Annotated in this window: 17 protein-coding genes and 1 riboswitch; of the genes, 13 read left to right on the top strand and 4 right to left on the bottom strand. The window is 68.2% G+C overall.

Features of this window, described 5'->3' with window-relative positions:
- Positions 1–5: 5 nt before the first annotated feature.
- The 7 genes from WT97_RS21600 to WT97_RS21570 all read left to right on the top strand — a co-directional run bounded on the left by WT97_RS21600 (position 6) and on the right by WT97_RS21570 (position 7,270).
- The gene (locus tag WT97_RS21600) at positions 6–1,031 is read left to right on the top strand and encodes a substrate-binding domain-containing protein (RefSeq protein ID WP_060354385.1); all 1,026 of its coding nucleotides are present in this window, start codon (positions 6–8) and stop codon (positions 1,029–1,031) included.
- Positions 1,032–1,098: 67 nt separating this feature from the next.
- Positions 1,099–2,127 carry an ABC transporter substrate-binding protein gene (locus WT97_RS21595; protein WP_060354384.1) on the top strand — a complete coding sequence of 343 codons (1,029 nt, stop codon included), beginning with the start codon at positions 1,099–1,101 and terminating at the stop codon, positions 2,125–2,127.
- A 17-nt stretch (positions 2,128–2,144) separates the two neighbouring features.
- Positions 2,145–2,969, top strand: coding sequence for an ABC transporter permease (locus tag WT97_RS21590; protein WP_059501884.1), 825 nt, complete (start codon positions 2,145–2,147; stop codon positions 2,967–2,969).
- Positions 2,970–2,979: 10 nt separating this feature from the next.
- Positions 2,980–3,882 (top strand): ABC transporter permease, encoded by a 903-nt coding sequence (locus WT97_RS21585; protein WP_060354383.1) that lies wholly within the window; start codon positions 2,980–2,982, stop codon positions 3,880–3,882.
- 12 nt (positions 3,883–3,894) lie between these two features.
- The gene (locus tag WT97_RS21580; RefSeq protein ID WP_060354382.1) at positions 3,895–4,926 is read left to right on the top strand and encodes an ABC transporter ATP-binding protein; all 1,032 of its coding nucleotides are present in this window, start codon (positions 3,895–3,897) and stop codon (positions 4,924–4,926) included.
- Between the two features lie 84 nt (positions 4,927–5,010).
- Positions 5,011–5,835 carry a phosphodiesterase gene (locus WT97_RS21575; protein ID WP_060354381.1) on the top strand — a complete coding sequence of 275 codons (825 nt, stop codon included), beginning with the start codon at positions 5,011–5,013 and terminating at the stop codon, positions 5,833–5,835.
- A 235-nt stretch (positions 5,836–6,070) separates the two neighbouring features.
- Positions 6,071–7,270: an MFS transporter gene (locus WT97_RS21570; protein ID WP_059501877.1), complete on the top strand. Its 1,200-nt coding sequence runs from the start codon at positions 6,071–6,073 to the stop codon at positions 7,268–7,270.
- A gap of 21 nt (positions 7,271–7,291) precedes the next feature.
- Here WT97_RS21570 and WT97_RS21565 read toward each other — a convergent pair whose 3' ends face one another.
- Positions 7,292–8,470: an EamA family transporter gene (locus WT97_RS21565; protein ID WP_059502113.1), complete on the bottom strand. Its 1,179-nt coding sequence runs from the start codon at positions 8,468–8,470 to the stop codon at positions 7,292–7,294.
- Between the two features lie 480 nt (positions 8,471–8,950).
- Here WT97_RS21565 and WT97_RS21560 point away from each other — a divergent pair, with 480 nt between their 5' ends.
- Positions 8,951–9,304 (top strand): type II toxin-antitoxin system RelE/ParE family toxin, encoded by a 354-nt coding sequence (locus tag WT97_RS21560; protein WP_059501875.1) that lies wholly within the window; start codon positions 8,951–8,953, stop codon positions 9,302–9,304.
- Positions 9,301–9,582 carry a helix-turn-helix domain-containing protein gene (locus WT97_RS21555; RefSeq protein WP_034206864.1) on the top strand — a complete coding sequence of 94 codons (282 nt, stop codon included), beginning with the start codon at positions 9,301–9,303 and terminating at the stop codon, positions 9,580–9,582. Before WT97_RS21560 ends, WT97_RS21555 begins: the two co-directional genes overlap by 4 nt.
- 37 nt (positions 9,583–9,619) lie before the next feature.
- Here WT97_RS21555 and WT97_RS21550 read toward each other — a convergent pair whose 3' ends face one another.
- The 3 genes from WT97_RS21550 to WT97_RS21540 all read right to left on the bottom strand — a co-directional run bounded on the left by WT97_RS21550 (position 9,620) and on the right by WT97_RS21540 (position 11,391).
- Entirely contained in the window at positions 9,620–10,408 is a 789-nt protein-coding gene (locus tag WT97_RS21550; protein ID WP_060354380.1) for a molybdopterin-dependent oxidoreductase, read from the bottom strand.
- A gap of 29 nt (positions 10,409–10,437) precedes the next feature.
- The gene (locus WT97_RS21545) at positions 10,438–11,070 is read right to left on the bottom strand and encodes a cytochrome b/b6 domain-containing protein (RefSeq protein ID WP_060354456.1); all 633 of its coding nucleotides are present in this window, start codon (positions 11,068–11,070) and stop codon (positions 10,438–10,440) included.
- A 78-nt stretch (positions 11,071–11,148) separates the two neighbouring features.
- Positions 11,149–11,391: a pentapeptide MXKDX repeat protein gene (locus tag WT97_RS21540; protein ID WP_060354379.1), complete on the bottom strand. Its 243-nt coding sequence runs from the start codon at positions 11,389–11,391 to the stop codon at positions 11,149–11,151.
- A gap of 65 nt (positions 11,392–11,456) precedes the next feature.
- On the opposite strand from WT97_RS21540, the gene WT97_RS34245 reads away from it, so the two are divergent.
- The 4 genes from WT97_RS34245 to WT97_RS21525 all read left to right on the top strand — a co-directional run bounded on the left by WT97_RS34245 (position 11,457) and on the right by WT97_RS21525 (position 14,738).
- Complete coding sequence (locus WT97_RS34245; protein ID WP_156440305.1) at positions 11,457–11,630, top strand: hypothetical protein; 174 nt, start codon at positions 11,457–11,459, stop codon at positions 11,628–11,630.
- 31 nt (positions 11,631–11,661) lie between these two features.
- Positions 11,662–11,778, top strand: a riboswitch (TPP riboswitch).
- Between the two features lie 124 nt (positions 11,779–11,902).
- Positions 11,903–13,834, top strand: coding sequence for a phosphomethylpyrimidine synthase ThiC (thiC, locus tag WT97_RS21535; protein ID WP_060354378.1), 1,932 nt, complete (start codon positions 11,903–11,905; stop codon positions 13,832–13,834).
- 221 nt (positions 13,835–14,055) lie between these two features.
- Positions 14,056–14,268, top strand: coding sequence for a glycine zipper 2TM domain-containing protein (locus tag WT97_RS21530; protein WP_011545020.1), 213 nt, complete (start codon positions 14,056–14,058; stop codon positions 14,266–14,268).
- A gap of 215 nt (positions 14,269–14,483) precedes the next feature.
- On the top strand, positions 14,484–14,738 hold the full coding sequence (locus WT97_RS21525) for a hypothetical protein (protein WP_027784015.1): 255 nt from the start codon (positions 14,484–14,486) through the stop codon (positions 14,736–14,738).
- Positions 14,739–14,852: the final 114 nt, after the last annotated feature.

Raw genomic sequence — 14,852 nt, 5'->3', positions numbered from 1 at the left:
ACTTCATGACCTCGACCATCAAGGACGTCGCCGCCCTCGCGGGCTTCTCGATCGCCACCGTTTCGCGTGCGATCAACGCGCCGCATACCGTCAGCCCCGCCACGCTGCAGACGATCCGCACCGCCATCGACACGCTGCAGTTCCGCCCGAGCCCGCTCGGCCGGCAACTGCGCGGCGAGCGCACGCGGCTCGTCGGCGTCGTCGTGCCGACGCTGTCGAACCCGGTGTTCGCCGACTGCCTGCAAGGCATCGACGCGCTCGCGACCGCGGCCGGTTTCAAGCTGATCCTGATGACGACCGAATACGACGCGGCGCGCGAACGTCATGCGATCGAGACGCTGCGCGAGCAGCGCGTCGAAGGGCTGATCCTCACCGTCGCGGACGCGGACACGCATCCGCTGCTCGACATGCTCGACCGCGACGGTCCGCACTACGTGCTGATGCACAACGACACGCAGCGCCGCCCGTCGGTGTCGGTCGACAACCGCCGCGCGGCCTATGACGGCGTGAAGATGCTGACCGCGCGCGGCCACCGCCGCGTGCTGATGCTGGCCGGTTCGCTCGCGGCGTCGGATCGCGCACGCCAGCGTCATCTCGGTTATGCGCAAGCGCTCGACGAAGCCGGCGTCGCACCGCTGCCGCCCGTCGAAGTCGACTTCACCGCGCCCGAGCTGCCCGATGCGGTGCTCGCGCATCTCACCGCGCACGCCACGCGGCCGACCGCCCTCTTCTGCAGCAACGACCTGCTCGCGATGGTCGTGATGCGCGGCCTGCGCCGCGCGGGTTTCTCGATCCCCGACGACCTGTCGGTGCTCGGCTTCGACGGGATCGCGATCGGCGAGCTGCTCGCGCCGCCGCTCGCGAGCGTCGCGACGCCGAACCGCGACATCGGCCGCCAAGCGTGGCAGCGTCTCGTCGAATGCATCGGCGGCGCGGCGATCGAGCGCACGTCGATGATCTTGCCGCATGCGGTGCGCGACGGCGCGACGGTTGCGCCGCCGGCTGCCGAGCTGCACTTGCGCGAGGCGTGATCGCAGGCCGCCGCCACGCATACCGATATCCCCCCCAGCGCTACACCCACTCGCCCGGAGACTCACCGTGTCCTTTCGCCTGACCTCGCTGCTGCGCGCGCTTGCCGCGCCGCTCGCCCTTGCCGCGCTCGTCGCCTGCGCCCCTGCGGCCCACGCCGACGAAACGGCAATCTGTTACAACTGCCCGCCCGAATGGGCCGACTGGGCCGCGCAGATCGCCGCGATCAAGCAGAAGACCGGCATCCGCGTGCCGTTCGACAACAAGAATTCGGGCCAGTCGATCGCGCAGTTGATCGCCGAGCAGAAGAGCCCGGTGGCCGACGTCGTCTATCTTGGCGTGTCGTCGGCGTTCCAGGCGAAGGACAAGGGCGTGATCGCGCCGTACAAGCCCGCACACTGGAACGACATTCCCGCGAACCTGAAGGACCCGCAAGGCTACTGGTTCGCGATCCACTCGGGCACGCTCGGCTTCTTCGTGAACAAGGACGCGCTCGACGGCAAGCCGGTGCCGCGTTCGTGGGCCGATCTGCTGAAGCCCGAATACAAGGGCATGGTCGGCTATCTCGATCCGTCGAGCGCGTTCGTCGGCTATGCGGGCGCGGTCGCCGTCAACCAGGCGCTCGGCGGCAGCCTCGACGACTTCAAGCCGGGCCTCGACTGGTTCCGCAAGCTGAAGGCGAACGCGCCGATCGTGCCGAAGCAGACCGCGTATGCACGCGTGCTGTCCGGCGAGATTCCGATCCTGCTCGACTACGACTTCGATGCGTATCGCGCGAAATACAAGGACAACGCGAACGTCGAGTTCGTGATCCCGAAGGAAGGCACGATCGCGGTGCCGTACGTGATGAGCCTCGTGAAGGGTGCGCCGCACGACGCGAACGGCAAGAAGGTGCTCGACTTCGTGCTGTCCGACGAAGGCCAGAAGCTGTGGGCCAACGCGTACCTGCGCCCGGTGCGCGCGCAGGCGCTCGGCGCCGACGTCGCCGCGAAGTTCCTGCCGGCGAGCGAATACGCGCGGGCGAAGTCGGTCGACTTCGGCAAGATGGCGGCCGGCCAGCAGGCGTTCGGCCAGCAGTACCTGCAGGTGATGCAGTAAGCGGCCGGTCCCACGTCATGCTCGACCTGACTTTCCCGCTGCGCTGGCGCGTCGCGCTCGTCGCGCCGGCGCTGGCGGTATTCGCCGCGTTCTGGCTGCTGCCGATGGCTGCGCTCGTGCAGGTGTCCGCCGACGGCGCCTTCTTCTCGCACTACGCGGCGCTGCTCGGCAACGCGCGTTACATGAAGAGCCTCGGCGAGACGGTTGCGCTGTCCGCGGGCGTCACGCTCGCGACGCTCGCGCTGTCGACCGTTTCCGGCCTGCTGCTCGCGCGCCGCGAATTCGCCGGCAAGCGCGTGCTGCTCGCGTTGCTCACGTTTCCGCTCGCGTTCCCGGGCGTCGTCGTCGGTTTCATGGTGATCATGCTCGCGGGGCGCCAGGGGTTGATCGGCATGCTGTCGGCGAAGCTCGTCGGCGACAAATGGGTGTTCGCCTATTCGGTGGCGGGCCTGTTCGTCGGCTACCTGTACTTCTCGATTCCGCGCGTGATCGTCACCGTGATCGCGGCCGCGTCGAAGCTCGACGCGTCGCTCGAGGAAGCCGCGCGTTCGCTCGGCGCGTCGCCGTGGCGCATCTTCGTCGACATCGTGCTGCCCGCGCTCGCGCCGGGGCTGATCGCGGCCGGCGCAATCTGCTTCGCGACCGCGATGGGCGCGTTCGGCACAGCGTTCACGCTCGCCACCGATCTGAACGTGCTGCCGATGACGATCTATACCGAATTCACGCTGAACGCGAACATCGCGACGGCGGCCGGCCTGTCGATCGTGCTCGGCATCGTCACCTGGGCCGTGCTCGCGCTCGCGCGCCGCTTCACCGGCCACACCGCCGCTGCCGCGGCCTGAGGACTCCCGCATGCAATCGCTTTCCGGCTCTTCCGCGCCGTCGCCGGCCCCCGTCCCGGCTCCGTTGCAAACGACGCGTGCCGCGCGGCATGCGCCGCGCGGCGCCGGCGCGCGTGCGATCGCCGCACTGCAATGGGGCGTCACGCTGCTGCTGTGCGCGTTCCTGATCGTGCCCGTCGTGATGTCGGTGCTCGCGGGGCTGACCGTCAACTATTTCCGCGGCCTGTCGAGCGGCCTCACGCTGCGCTGGCTCGAACAAGTGTGGCAGCAGTATCACGGCTCGGTCGCGCTGTCGCTCTACGTCGCGTTCGCGACGCTCGCGATCGTGCTCGTCGTCGGCGTGCCGGCCGGCTATGCGCTCGCGCGCAGCAAGAGCCGCATCGCGCGTGCGATCGAGGAAGCGCTCGTGCTGCCGGTCGCGCTGCCGGGGCTGGCTTCGGCGCTCGCGCTGCTGGTCGTGTACGGCGGCTTCACCGCATTCCGGATGAGCCTGTGGTTCATCGTCGTGGGCCACGTCGTGTTCACGCTGCCGTTCATGGTGCGCGCGGTGGCGGCCGTCGCGGCCGGCGCCGACCTGCGCACGCTCGAAGAAGGCGCGGCGAGCCTCGGTGCGTCGTTCGTCACGCGTTTCGTCACGATCGTGCTGCCGAACCTGCGGCCCGGGATCGTCGCCGGCGCGCTCGCGGTGCTCACGCTGTCGATCGGCGAATTCAATCTCACGTGGATGCTGCACACGCCCGACACCAAGACGCTGCCGGTCGGGCTCGCCGATACGTATGCGTCGCTGCGCCTCGAAGTCGGCAGCGCGTACACGATCCTGTTCCTGCTGATGACGCTGCCGCTGCTCGTCGCGATGCAGTGGCTCGGCGTCGATCCGTCCGGTACGCGCGCGCCGAAGAAGCGCCCGCGCTGATTTCTTGCAGACATGAAACTCGATTCCATTCCCATCACCTTGACCGGCTGCGCGAAGACGTTCCGCGGCACCCGCGTGCTCGAACCGCTCGACCTGTCGATCGGCGCCGGCGAAACGCTCGTGCTGCTCGGGCCATCGGGCTGCGGCAAGACGACCACGCTGCGCCTGATCGCGGGCCTCGACACGCCGGACGCCGGCGGCAAGATCGCATTCGGCGACGACGACGTCACCCTGCTGCCGATCGAGCGCCGGCAGGTCGGCATGGTGTTCCAGAACTACGCGCTGTTTCCGAACCTGACGGTGCGCGGCAACGTCGGCTACGGGCTGAAGATCCGCAAGACCGAACCGCGCGCGTTGCGCGAACGCGTCGACGAGCTGCTCGCGATGATGCGGCTCGATGCGCATGCGGACAAACCGGTCGATCAACTGTCGGGCGGCCAGCGTCAGCGCGTCGCGCTGGCGCGCGCGCTCGCGGTGCGCCCGCGCGTGCTGCTGCTCGACGAACCGCTGACCGCGCTCGACGCGAAGCTGCGCGACGTGCTGCGCCGCGACATGAACACGCTGCTGCGCGCGCTCGGCGTAACGACCGTCTACGTGACGCACGATCAGGCCGAAGCGATGGAGCTCGGCGACCGGATCGTCGTGATGGGCGCGGGCCGCATCGAGCAGATCGGTACGCCGCGCGAGATCTACTACCACCCCGCGAACCGGACGGTCGCGCAGTTCATCGGCACGCTGAACCGGCTCGCGGGCCAGTGGCGCGACGGCGCGCTCGCAACGACGGGCGGCGCGATCGTCACGCCGCATGCGGCCGACGAATGGTTCTTCCGCCCCGAGGATGCGCAGCTCGCCGATCCCGCCCATGCGCCGCTGCGCGGCGCCGTCGGCGCGTGCGCGTTCCTCGGCGAGCGCACGCGGCTCACGATCGAGCACGCGGCGCCCGACGCGCTCGTGATCGACGTGCCGGGCCGCATCGCGCTCGCACGCGGTACGGCGGTCGGCCTCACGATCGCGCCGGAAGGCCTGATCGCGCTCGGCGCGTAAGCCTTCGATCGGGCAACATTCACGCAACACCCCACGGCGGCGCGCGCCGCCGGGACAACAACCAGACGATTCCGAGGAACGACGATGCTGCTTGCTCAAATCAGCGATCTCCACATCAAGCGCCCGGGCCAGCTCGCGTACCGGCGCGTCGATACGGCGGCCGCGCTCGCCCGCTGCATCGCGAAGCTGAACGCGCTTGTGCCACGCCCCGACGCCGTGCTCGTCACCGGCGACCTGACCGACTTCGGCCACGATGAAGAGTACGGCAACCTGCGCGGGCTGCTCGCGGCGCTCGAGATTCCGTACTACCTGATGATCGGCAATCACGACGACCGCGCCGGATTGCGCCGCGCGTTCGCCGATCGCGCCGAGCTGCAGAACGGCGAATTCGTGCAGTACGCGCTCGACGTCGGTACGGTGCGCGTGCTCGCGCTCGATTCGCAAGTGCCGGGCGCGAGCCACGGCGACCTGTGCGACGCGCGGCTCGCGTGGCTCGCCGCGCAGCTCGACGCCGCGCGCGACCGGCCCGCGATCGTCGCGCTGCATCACCCGCCGTTCGCGTCGGGCATCGGCCACATGGACAAGCTGCGTCTCGCGCCCGCCGCCGCCGCGAAACTCGATGCGCTGCTGCGCGGTCATCCGAACGTCGAGCGCGTGCTGTGCGGCCACGTGCACCGCACGATGTTCACGCGCTTCGGCGGCACGCTCGCGTGCGCGGTGCCGTCGCCCGCGCACCAGGTCGCCTTCGACCTGCGAGCCGATGCGCCGTCCGCATTCCGGCTCGAACCGCCGGCGTTCGCGGTCCATCGCCATGCACCCGAGACGGGGATGACGTCGCATCACGTCTACGTGGACGAAGGGGCGGGACCGTATCCGTTCTATGAGCCGACCGGCGAGCTGGTCGACTGAACGACGTGAAGCGCGTGCCGTGACAGGCGGCGGCCGGTCCGTTGGGCCGTTGGGCCGTTGGGCCGTTGGGCCGTTGGGCCGGTTCGCCGGTTCGCCGGTTCGCCGGTTCGCCGGTTCGCCGCCGGCAGGATTCACGTCGCTCCGGTATGATCGGCAACCTCGACCGGCGCCCGGCCCGCCTGCGCACCCGACGCGTGCGCCGCCTGCCGCGCCGCCCCACTCCGTGCCTGCCGCCATGTCCACCGCCTCCACCGACCGCCCGACCGACGCCGCCTCGCCCCACTACTCGCGCAGCCTGCTGTTGCTGCTCGCGACGATCGCGGGCGTGTCGGTCGCGAACATCTACTACAACCAGCCGCTGCTCGACAGCTTCCGCTCGGCCTTTCCGGACGGCGCATCGTGGATCGGCGCGGTACCGACCGCGACGCAGCTCGGCTATGCGGCCGGCATGTTCCTGCTCGCGCCGCTCGGCGACCGCTTCGATCGCCGCGGGCTGATCCTGCTGCAGATCGCGGGGCTGTCGATCGCACTGATCGTGGCGGCCACCGCGCCGTCGCTGGCCGTGCTCGCGGCCGCGAGCCTCGCGATCGGCATCCTCGCGACCATCGCGCAGCAGGCCGTGCCGTTCGCCGCCGAGATCGCGCCGCCGGCCGAGCGCGGCCACGCGGTCGGCACCGTGATGAGCGGCCTGCTGCTCGGCATCCTGCTCGCGCGGACCGCCGCCGGTTTCGTCGCCGAGTATTTCGGCTGGCGCGCGGTGTTCGCCGCATCGGTCGCGGCGCTCGTCGCGCTCGCCGTCGTGATCGTGCTGCGGCTGCCGCGCAGCTCGCCGACGTCGACGCTGTCGTACGGCAAGCTGCTCGGCTCGATGTGGCACCTGGCCGTCGAACTGCGCGGGCTGCGCGAGGCGTCGCTCACAGGCGCCGCGCTGTTCGCGGCGTTCAGCGCGTTCTGGCCGGTGCTCACGCTGCTGCTCGCCGGCGCGCCGTTCCATCTCGGCCCGCAGGCGGCCGGCCTGTTCGGGATCGTCGGCGCCGCGGGCGCACTCGCCGCGCCGTATGCGGGCCGCTTCGCGGACACGCGCGGCCCGCGGGCGATCATCTCGCTCGCGATCGCGCTGCTCGCGCTGTCGTTCGTGATCTTCGCGCTGTCGGGGTCGAGCCTCGTCGGGCTCGTGATCGGCGTGGTCGTGCTCGACGTGGGCGTACAGGCCGCGCAGATCTCGAACCAGTCGCGCATCTATGCGCTGAAGCCCGACGCGCGCAGCCGCGTCAACACGGTGTACATGGTGTGCTATTTCATCGGCGGCGCGCTCGGCTCGTCGGCCGGCGTCGCCGCATGGCGCGCGTTCGGCTGGACCGGCATGTGCGCTGCCGGCCTGCTGTTTACCGCGCTCGCCGGCTGGTTCCACCATCGCGGCGGCCGGCGCGGCTGAGCGCGGCCGGCCACCGCGGCGTCACGCGTCGGTGCGCGAGGCGGCCGGCTCGGCCGCGGGCGGCGGCGCGAACGCCGGAGCCGGGTCGATCACCGCGCCGGGATCCATCACCGCCGCGGGTGCCGGCACCGCGAGCGGGACAGCGGAAGGCGCGAGGATCGGCGCCGCATCCGGCGTGGCGATCTGCTCGGCGACGGCGGAAGCGTCCGCCGCACCCGCCTGCTCGGCCGCGACGGCCGGCGAGCCTGTGGCCGTGGCCGCCGCCGCGGGCCGGCGCGCCGGATCGAACACGAACGACAACCCGACGCTGCCGAGGATCGCGACGGTCGCGACCACGGTCGCCATCGTCACCGGTTCGCCCAGCAGCAACGCACCGAGCGCGACCGCGACGATCGGATTCACGTACATGCAACTGCTCGCGATGATCGGGCTCGTGTGGCGGATCAGATAGCCGTACGCGACGTACGCGGCCATCGTGCAGAACACCATCAGGTACACGAACGCAAACACGGACCCGACGGCCAGCTGTTCGACGCGTTCGCCGAGCAGCCACGCGACGATCGTCGACATCAGCCCACCGAGGCCGATCTGCAGCGACGTCGACAGAAACAGGTCGGACGGCAGCTTGAGCCGCGTCGCGAGATGTGCACCGCCTGCCCAGAACAGTGCGCCGGCCAGCACGCAGATCGTGCCGAGCGCCGAGTTCGCGGCGGCCGCGCCGCCCGAATTCAGCACGACGATGCCGACCATCCCCAGCGCGACGGCCGCCCATTCGCCCTTCGTCACCGGCCGCCCGGCGACCGCCGCGATCACGGTCGCGAACAACGGCACCGTGGCCACCATCACCGCGGCCGAACCGCTGCTGACCGTGCGCATGCCGAGCGCGATCGTGCCGGACGACAACGCGACGAGCATCGTGCCGACGATCGCCGCGTTGCGGATTTCCAGCAGCGTCGGCCATTCGGGCTTGCGCCGCAGCGCGAAGATGAAGAGGCCAACCCCGCCGAGCAGGTTGCGCAGCCCCGACAGCAACAGCGGCGGGAACGACTGCAGCGCGAAATGCAGCCCGCTGTAGGTCGAGCCCCAGACGAAATAGATGAAGACGAGCGCGAGCGCCACGCGGCCGCCGCGGCTTTGCGGCAGGCGGATCCGGAAGGAAAAGCGGGCGAGGAAATCGAGGAGGCGGTCGAGCGGCGTCATCGTGCGGCCCGCCCGCACGTCACGCCGCGCGCTCCGCTGAAAGACGCCGGCGATGCCGGCAAACGGCCCACGCGGGACCGGGAAGGCAGAGCGAACGTGCGGAACGACATGGCAGTGCGAACGGCGACGAAAGAGAACCGGCGAGCGGCGGCAAAAGGCAAAAAAAACGTGCGCAACCGTATCGGCTGCACACGCTCGGCATTATGGCATCAAGGATTCGAAAGCATCGTCGGACCTGTCTGAAAGCATATCGACTGATGTTTCGGCGCGACATTTTTCGCGCGACGCCGGATGAAAGCGGCGGCTGAAAAATGGGGCTCGACATTGCCGCCCGTGCCGCGTTCGGCCCATCGCACGCGAGCCGTCGGCCGAACGGCCAGTTGTACATGGCCGTCGCCGTTTCGCCCTTATCGTGACGGGGCGACGCGTGCTGCGCGCCGCGCGCTCCGTTCGAACTGCATCTTCACGCCATACAAAATTTTGTATAATCTTCCCATTCTCCCGCCGAAGCCGGTCGTTTTCATCGGTAGCGCCCTCGACGCGCTTCGCGATTTCCCGCCTGCCGTACGACGCGAAGCCGGTCATCAGATCGACCAGGTGCAGCGCGGCCTGGCGCCCGACGACTGGAAACCGATGCGCACCATCGGCGTCGGCGTTCGGGAGATTCGCCTGCGCGACGCGAGCGGCGCATTCCGGATCGTCTATGTCGCGACGTTTGCCGACGCGGTCTATGTGCTGCATTGCTTCCGGAAGCAATCGGCGCGCACGAGCAAGGCCGATATCGAACTGGCCGCCCGGCGCTATCGCGCCCTGTTGACGGAGTGGAAACGATGACCAACGAACGCTACAAGAGCATCTGGGACGCGATCGAAGAGCAGCCCGCCGAGGCCGAGAACATGAAGCTGCGGTCCGAACTGATGATCGCGCTCAAGCAACGCCTCGCGCAGCTCGAACTCAGCCAGGCACAGGCCGCGAAACTGCTGGGCGTCACGCAGCCCCGCGTGTCCGACCTGATGCGCGGCAAGATCAACCTGTTCGCACTCGACGCGCTCGTCAACATGGCGGCGGCGGCCGGCCTGCACGTCGAGCTTCAGGTGCGGGAATCCGCATGACGCCGATGCGCGATGCATCTCGGCGCGCATGCGCCGGTCACGAGCCGCCGAACCAGTTGTACCCCTGATCGACCCAGTAGCCGCCCGGAAACGTATCGGTCACGAAGATTTCCATGATGTGCTTCGGGTTCTTGTAGCCGAGCTTGGTCGGCATCCGCAGCTTCATCGGGAAACCGTATTCCGGCGGCAGCCGGCGGCCGTCGTAGTCGAACGCGAGCAGCGTCTGCGGATGCAGCGCGGTCGGCATGTCGATGCTTTCGTAGTAATCGTCCGCACATTTGAAGCCGACGTATTTCGCACCGGTATCGGCACCCGCGCGTGCGAGAAACGCGCCGAACGGCGTGCCGCCCCAGCGGCCGATCGCACTCCACCCTTCCACGCAGATATGCCGCGTGATCTGTTCTGCGTGCGGCAGCGCCCGAAGCTCGTCGAGCGTCCACACGCGCTTGCCCGTCACGCGGCCGGACAGCACGAGCCGATACGTCGATTCGTCGACGTGCGGCACGTCGTCGATCCCGTAGTACGCATTGAACGGGAACGGCCGCGTGATGTCGGCTTCGGTGTAGGTCGGCGCGAGCCGGTCGGAGCTGAACAGCCACGCCTGCACGCGATCGTTCATGCGCGACACTTTCTCGAGGAACGTGTTGACCGACGCGTCGTCCTGCAACGTGCAGCCGGTCAGCATCGCAAGGCCGCCGAGCGTCAGCACGCGCCGGTTGAAGAGCCGTCGCGACGGCATCTCGAGCGTGCGGCGCACGTCGAGTTCGAGCGACTGCCGGTCGAGCGTCCAGCGCGACTCGCCGCGGTTTTTTTCGGATTCCGACATGATGATTTCCTTCGCCCGCCACGCGCGGGTCAGTGGCCGCGCAGCATCGCGAGCAGCGAGCGCGGCACCAGCAACGCCATCGCGACGTGAACGACGACGAATGCGACCAGCAGCGACATCGCCCAGAAGTGCACGATGCGCGCGTCGTCGTAACCGCCGAACAGCTCGCGCAACAGCGGAAATTGCACGGATTTCCAGATCGTCAGGCCCGACAGCACCAACACGACGAGATCGACGATCGCGGTCAGGTACGCGGCACGCTGCACCGCGTTGTAGACGCTCAGGTCGTCGTGCGACAGCCGGCCGCCGAGCGCGGCGCGCACGTCGCGCCACACCGACGCAGGCGTCACCGGCAGCAACTTGCGCGCGAAGCGCCCCGTCGCGATCGACATCGCGAGGTAGAACAGCCCGTTGCCGACCAGCAGCCACATCGCCGCGAAATGCCATTGCAGCGCGCCACCGAGCCAGCCGCCGAGCGTGATGCCGTGCGCGAACGTGAACGACGGATAGATCGGCGACGCGTCGTAGATGCGCCAGCCGGACAACACCATGAGGATCGCCGCGAGCGCGTTGAGCCAGTGGCTCGCGCGCACCCAGCGCGGATGGATCGTCGGCGTGGGCGGCGGCACGCCCGCGCGATCCGTGACAGGAACCGTTTGCATGATGATGACTCCGGGGATGAAGCGGCGGGACGCGGTGCGCACCGGCAACCGGCCGGTCGCGCCCCGCGCACGCATTCGTCAGTTCGACGGGCTCATCGCGTCTTTCTTCATCGCGTCGTCCTTCTTCATCGCGTCGTGGCCCATCGCGTCCTTCTTCATCGCATGCTTCTTCATGCCGTCCTTCTTCATCGCGCCGTCCTTCGCCATCGCGTCCTTCGACATCGACATGCCGTCCTTCGACATTGCGTCGTTCTGCGCGTGGGCGCCCGTTGCGATCGTGGCAAGCGCGGCGACACAGGCGGCGAGGAATACGTTTTTCATGACATCTCTCCGATACATGGGTTTGGGAGCCGAATAGACGGAGGACGCCGCCGGAAATGACAGCGATGTCGAAAAATTTTTTGAAGCCGGAAACACGGGATGGAAATGCTGCACTGCCCGCCCCTTCCGTCCCGGACGACATGGCGGATCGACGGCAGCGCTTGCTGCGGCGCACCGTGCGCGCACCGGCGGTCGCGATCCGCCGGCCGCCCGGCGCCATCGGCTTCGCACCCGGTTGAAACCGCCGGCAAGCCGGTGTATCGTGTGCCCTTGCTAACGCGGGGGTCCTGCAATGCGTTCGGTCGAACGACCGGCATTGCGGGTGAGAAATACCCTTTGAACCTGATCTGGATAATGCCAGCGCAGGGAAGCGTACGGGTTTCGCCGCCATCCTTCTGACGAAATCCGCCGCCTCACCAAGCCTCGTCTCCTGCTTAGCTCGAGCCCCACATTCGTCAAGGGCTCCGGGCAAGCGCCGAAGCGCCTGTCCGGCGCTCACACAGGAGATTGCATGAACGCCAATCCGAAGTTTCTGTCCGCCGACGCCCACGTCGACGCCGCTGCCGTCGCGCCGCTGCCCAATTCGCGAAAGGTGTATGTAACCGGCTCGCAGCCCGACATCCGCGTGCCGATGCGTGAAATCACGCAGGCCGACACCCCGACCGGCTTCGGCGGCGAAAAGAATCCGCCGATCTACGTGTACGACACGTCGGGCCCCTACACCGATCCGGACGCGAAGATCGACATCCGCGCGGGCCTGCCCGCGCTGCGCCAGCGCTGGATCGAAGCGCGCGGCGACACCGAGGTGCTCCCCGGCCTGTCGAGCCGGTACGGCCTCGAGCGCGCGGCCGACCCGGCCACCGCCGACCTGCGCTTTCCGGGCCTGCACCGCAACCCGCGCCGCGCGCAGGCCGGCAAGAACGTCACGCAGATGCACTACGCGCGCCAGGGCATCGTCACGCCGGAAATGGAATACATCGCGATCCGCGAGAACCAGCGCCGCGCCGAGTACATCGAGAGCCTGAAGTCGAGCGGCCCGAACGGCGCGAAGCTCGCCGCGATGATGGGCCGCCAGCACCCCGGCCAGGCGTTCGGCGCCGCGGCCTTCGGCGCGAACGCGCTCGCCGAGATCACGCCCGAGTTCGTGCGCGACGAAGTCGCACGCGGCCGCGCGATCATTCCCGCGAACATCAACCACCCGGAATCCGAGCCGATGATCATCGGCCGCAACTTCCTCGTGAAGATCAACGCGAACATCGGCAACTCGGCCGTCACGTCGTCGATCGGCGAGGAAGTCGACAAGATGACGTGGGCGATCCGCTGGGGCGGCGACACGGTGATGGATCTGTCGACCGGCAAGCACATTCATGAAACGCGCGAGTGGATCATCCGCAACAGCCCGGTGCCGATCGGCACGGTGCCGATCTATCAGGCGCTCGAGAAGGTCAACGGCAAGGCCGAGGACCTGACGTGGGAAATCTTCCGCGACACGCTGATCGAACAGGCCGAGCAAGGCGTCGACTACTTCACGATCCACGCGGGCGTGCGCCTGCAGTACGTGCCGCTCACCGCGAACCGGATGACGGGCATCGTGTCGCGCGGCGGCTCGATCATGGCGAAGTGGTGCCTCGCGCATCACAAGGAAAGCTTCCTGTACGAACACTTCGAAGAGATCTGCGAGATCATGAAGGCGTACGACGTGAGCTTCTCGCTCGGCGACGGCCTGCGCCCCGGCTCGATCTACGACGCGAACGACGAAGCGCAGCTCGGCGAGCTGAAGACGCTCGGCGAGCTCACGCAGATCGCGTGGAAGCACGACGTGCAGGTGATGATCGAAGGCCCCGGCCACGTGCCGATGCAGTTGATCAAGGAGAACATGGATCTGCAGCTCGACTGGTGCAAGGAAGCGCCGTTCTACACGCTCGGGCCGCTGACCACCGACATCGCGCCGGGTTACGACCACATCACGTCGGGCATCGGCGCCGCGATGATCGGCTGGTTCGGCACCGCGATGCTGTGCTACGTGACGCCGAAGGAGCACCTTGGCCTGCCGAACAAGGACGACGTGAAGGAAGGCATCATCACGTACAAGCTCGCCGCGCACGCAGCCGACCTCGCCAAGGGTCACCCGGGCGCGCAGGTGCGCGACAATGCGCTGTCGAAAGCGCGTTTCGAGTTCCGCTGGGAAGACCAGTTCAACATCGGTCTCGACCCGGACAAGGCGCGCGAATTCCACGACGAGACGCTGCCGAAGGATTCGGCCAAGGTGGCGCACTTCTGCTCGATGTGCGGCCCGCATTTCTGCTCGATGAAGATCACGCAGGACGTGCGCGAATTCGCGGCCCAGCAGGGCGTGTCGGAAACCGAGGCGCTGAAGAAAGGGATGGAGGTCAAGGCGGTCGAGTTCGTGAAGACCGGCGCCGAAATCTACCACCGTCAGTAAGCGCGCCGCGAGCCGCATCGCGATGCACGCAGCCCGCTTTCCGAGCGGGCTTTTTTGCGCATGTCGCGTGCCTGCCGGCCCATACGAAACAATTGATTACGAAACCGCGCGAGCCTTAACAAGTCCTTACAGCAGCGTCGCGGGACGGCGCGTAGATTGGGGACATGCGCGGCCGCCAGCCGGCCGTGTGCCTTCCGTTCACTACCACAAGGACAACGATCATGAACTCGATTCGGCGTTTTGGGGTATGCGCGCTCCTCGTCGCGACGGTGGCCAGCCTGTCGGCCTGCGATTCGATGTCGCGACGCCAGCGCGATACGGCAATCGGTGCGGGTGTCGGCGGCGTCGCCGGCGCGGCGATCGGCGGCAACGCGCTGTCGACGCTGGGCGGCGCGGCGGCCGGCGGCATCATCGGTAACCAGGTCGGCAAGTAAAGCAGTCGCACCGGCCGGTTGGGCGTCGCCCAGCCATCGGTAGGTCGGTTCAAACGGCGTTTCCGCACTGCGGAAGCGCCGTTTTCGCATGCGGCATCGCAGCCGGCCCGGCCGCGCCCCGGAAATGATCGGTTACCGTTTCTCATACCGTGTCATCGGTACTCGGCCTAAGCTTCAAGCATCTGCCGATGGCCGGCTTTCGCCGGAGACACATCATGAACAGGACCTTCGTCGCCGCGGCGCTCGCCTGCACGACGCTCGCCGGCTGCTATTACCCGTACGGCTACTATCCGGGCGGCTATTACACGGCGGCGCCGGTGCCGGTACAGCCCGCGCCCGTGTATGTCGATCCTGGCCCCGCCTACTACTATCCGGCCCCGGCGTATGCGCCCGCGTGGGGCAGTTATTGGGGCCCCGCGCTGTCGCTCAATTTCGGCTTCGGCGGACGCGGCGGCTGGCGTCATCACTGATCGACCGCGCCGCGTACGTGTGGCCGTCCGCCGCCGGTGCCAAACGGCGGAATTCCCGTTTCTTGTCGTTTCATTCGATCGTGAAACGACGGTGCGGTAACGCGGTGTAAGATT

This window comes from Burkholderia sp. MSMB1459WGS (assembly GCF_001534535.1).
Lineage (GTDB): Bacteria > Pseudomonadota > Gammaproteobacteria > Burkholderiales > Burkholderiaceae > Burkholderia.
Note: the sequence above shows the minus strand (reverse complement) of the source record. Positions and strands in the feature narration are given on the sequence as shown.

Coding starts and splice junctions, on each gene's coding strand:
- WT97_RS34245 (WP_156440305.1), top strand. CDS start 11,457: ATGTCGAAAAATTTTTTGAAGCCGGAAACACGGGATGGAAATGCTGCA.
- thiC (WP_060354378.1), top strand. CDS start 11,903: ATGAACGCCAATCCGAAGTTTCTGTCCGCCGACGCCCACGTCGACGCC.
- WT97_RS21575 (WP_060354381.1), top strand. CDS start 5,011: ATGCTGCTTGCTCAAATCAGCGATCTCCACATCAAGCGCCCGGGCCAG.
- WT97_RS21530 (WP_011545020.1), top strand. CDS start 14,056: ATGAACTCGATTCGGCGTTTTGGGGTATGCGCGCTCCTCGTCGCGACG.
- WT97_RS21565 (WP_059502113.1), bottom strand. CDS start 8,470: ATGACGCCGCTCGACCGCCTCCTCGATTTCCTCGCCCGCTTTTCCTTC.
- WT97_RS21555 (WP_034206864.1), top strand. CDS start 9,301: ATGACCAACGAACGCTACAAGAGCATCTGGGACGCGATCGAAGAGCAG.
- WT97_RS21550 (WP_060354380.1), bottom strand. CDS start 10,408: ATGTCGGAATCCGAAAAAAACCGCGGCGAGTCGCGCTGGACGCTCGAC.
- WT97_RS21570 (WP_059501877.1), top strand. CDS start 6,071: ATGTCCACCGCCTCCACCGACCGCCCGACCGACGCCGCCTCGCCCCAC.
- WT97_RS21585 (WP_060354383.1), top strand. CDS start 2,980: ATGCAATCGCTTTCCGGCTCTTCCGCGCCGTCGCCGGCCCCCGTCCCG.
- WT97_RS21600 (WP_060354385.1), top strand. CDS start 6: ATGACCTCGACCATCAAGGACGTCGCCGCCCTCGCGGGCTTCTCGATC.
- WT97_RS21580 (WP_060354382.1), top strand. CDS start 3,895: ATGAAACTCGATTCCATTCCCATCACCTTGACCGGCTGCGCGAAGACG.
- WT97_RS21545 (WP_060354456.1), bottom strand. CDS start 11,070: ATGCAAACGGTTCCTGTCACGGATCGCGCGGGCGTGCCGCCGCCCACG.
- WT97_RS21590 (WP_059501884.1), top strand. CDS start 2,145: ATGCTCGACCTGACTTTCCCGCTGCGCTGGCGCGTCGCGCTCGTCGCG.
- WT97_RS21540 (WP_060354379.1), bottom strand. CDS start 11,391: ATGAAAAACGTATTCCTCGCCGCCTGTGTCGCCGCGCTTGCCACGATC.
- WT97_RS21525 (WP_027784015.1), top strand. CDS start 14,484: ATGAACAGGACCTTCGTCGCCGCGGCGCTCGCCTGCACGACGCTCGCC.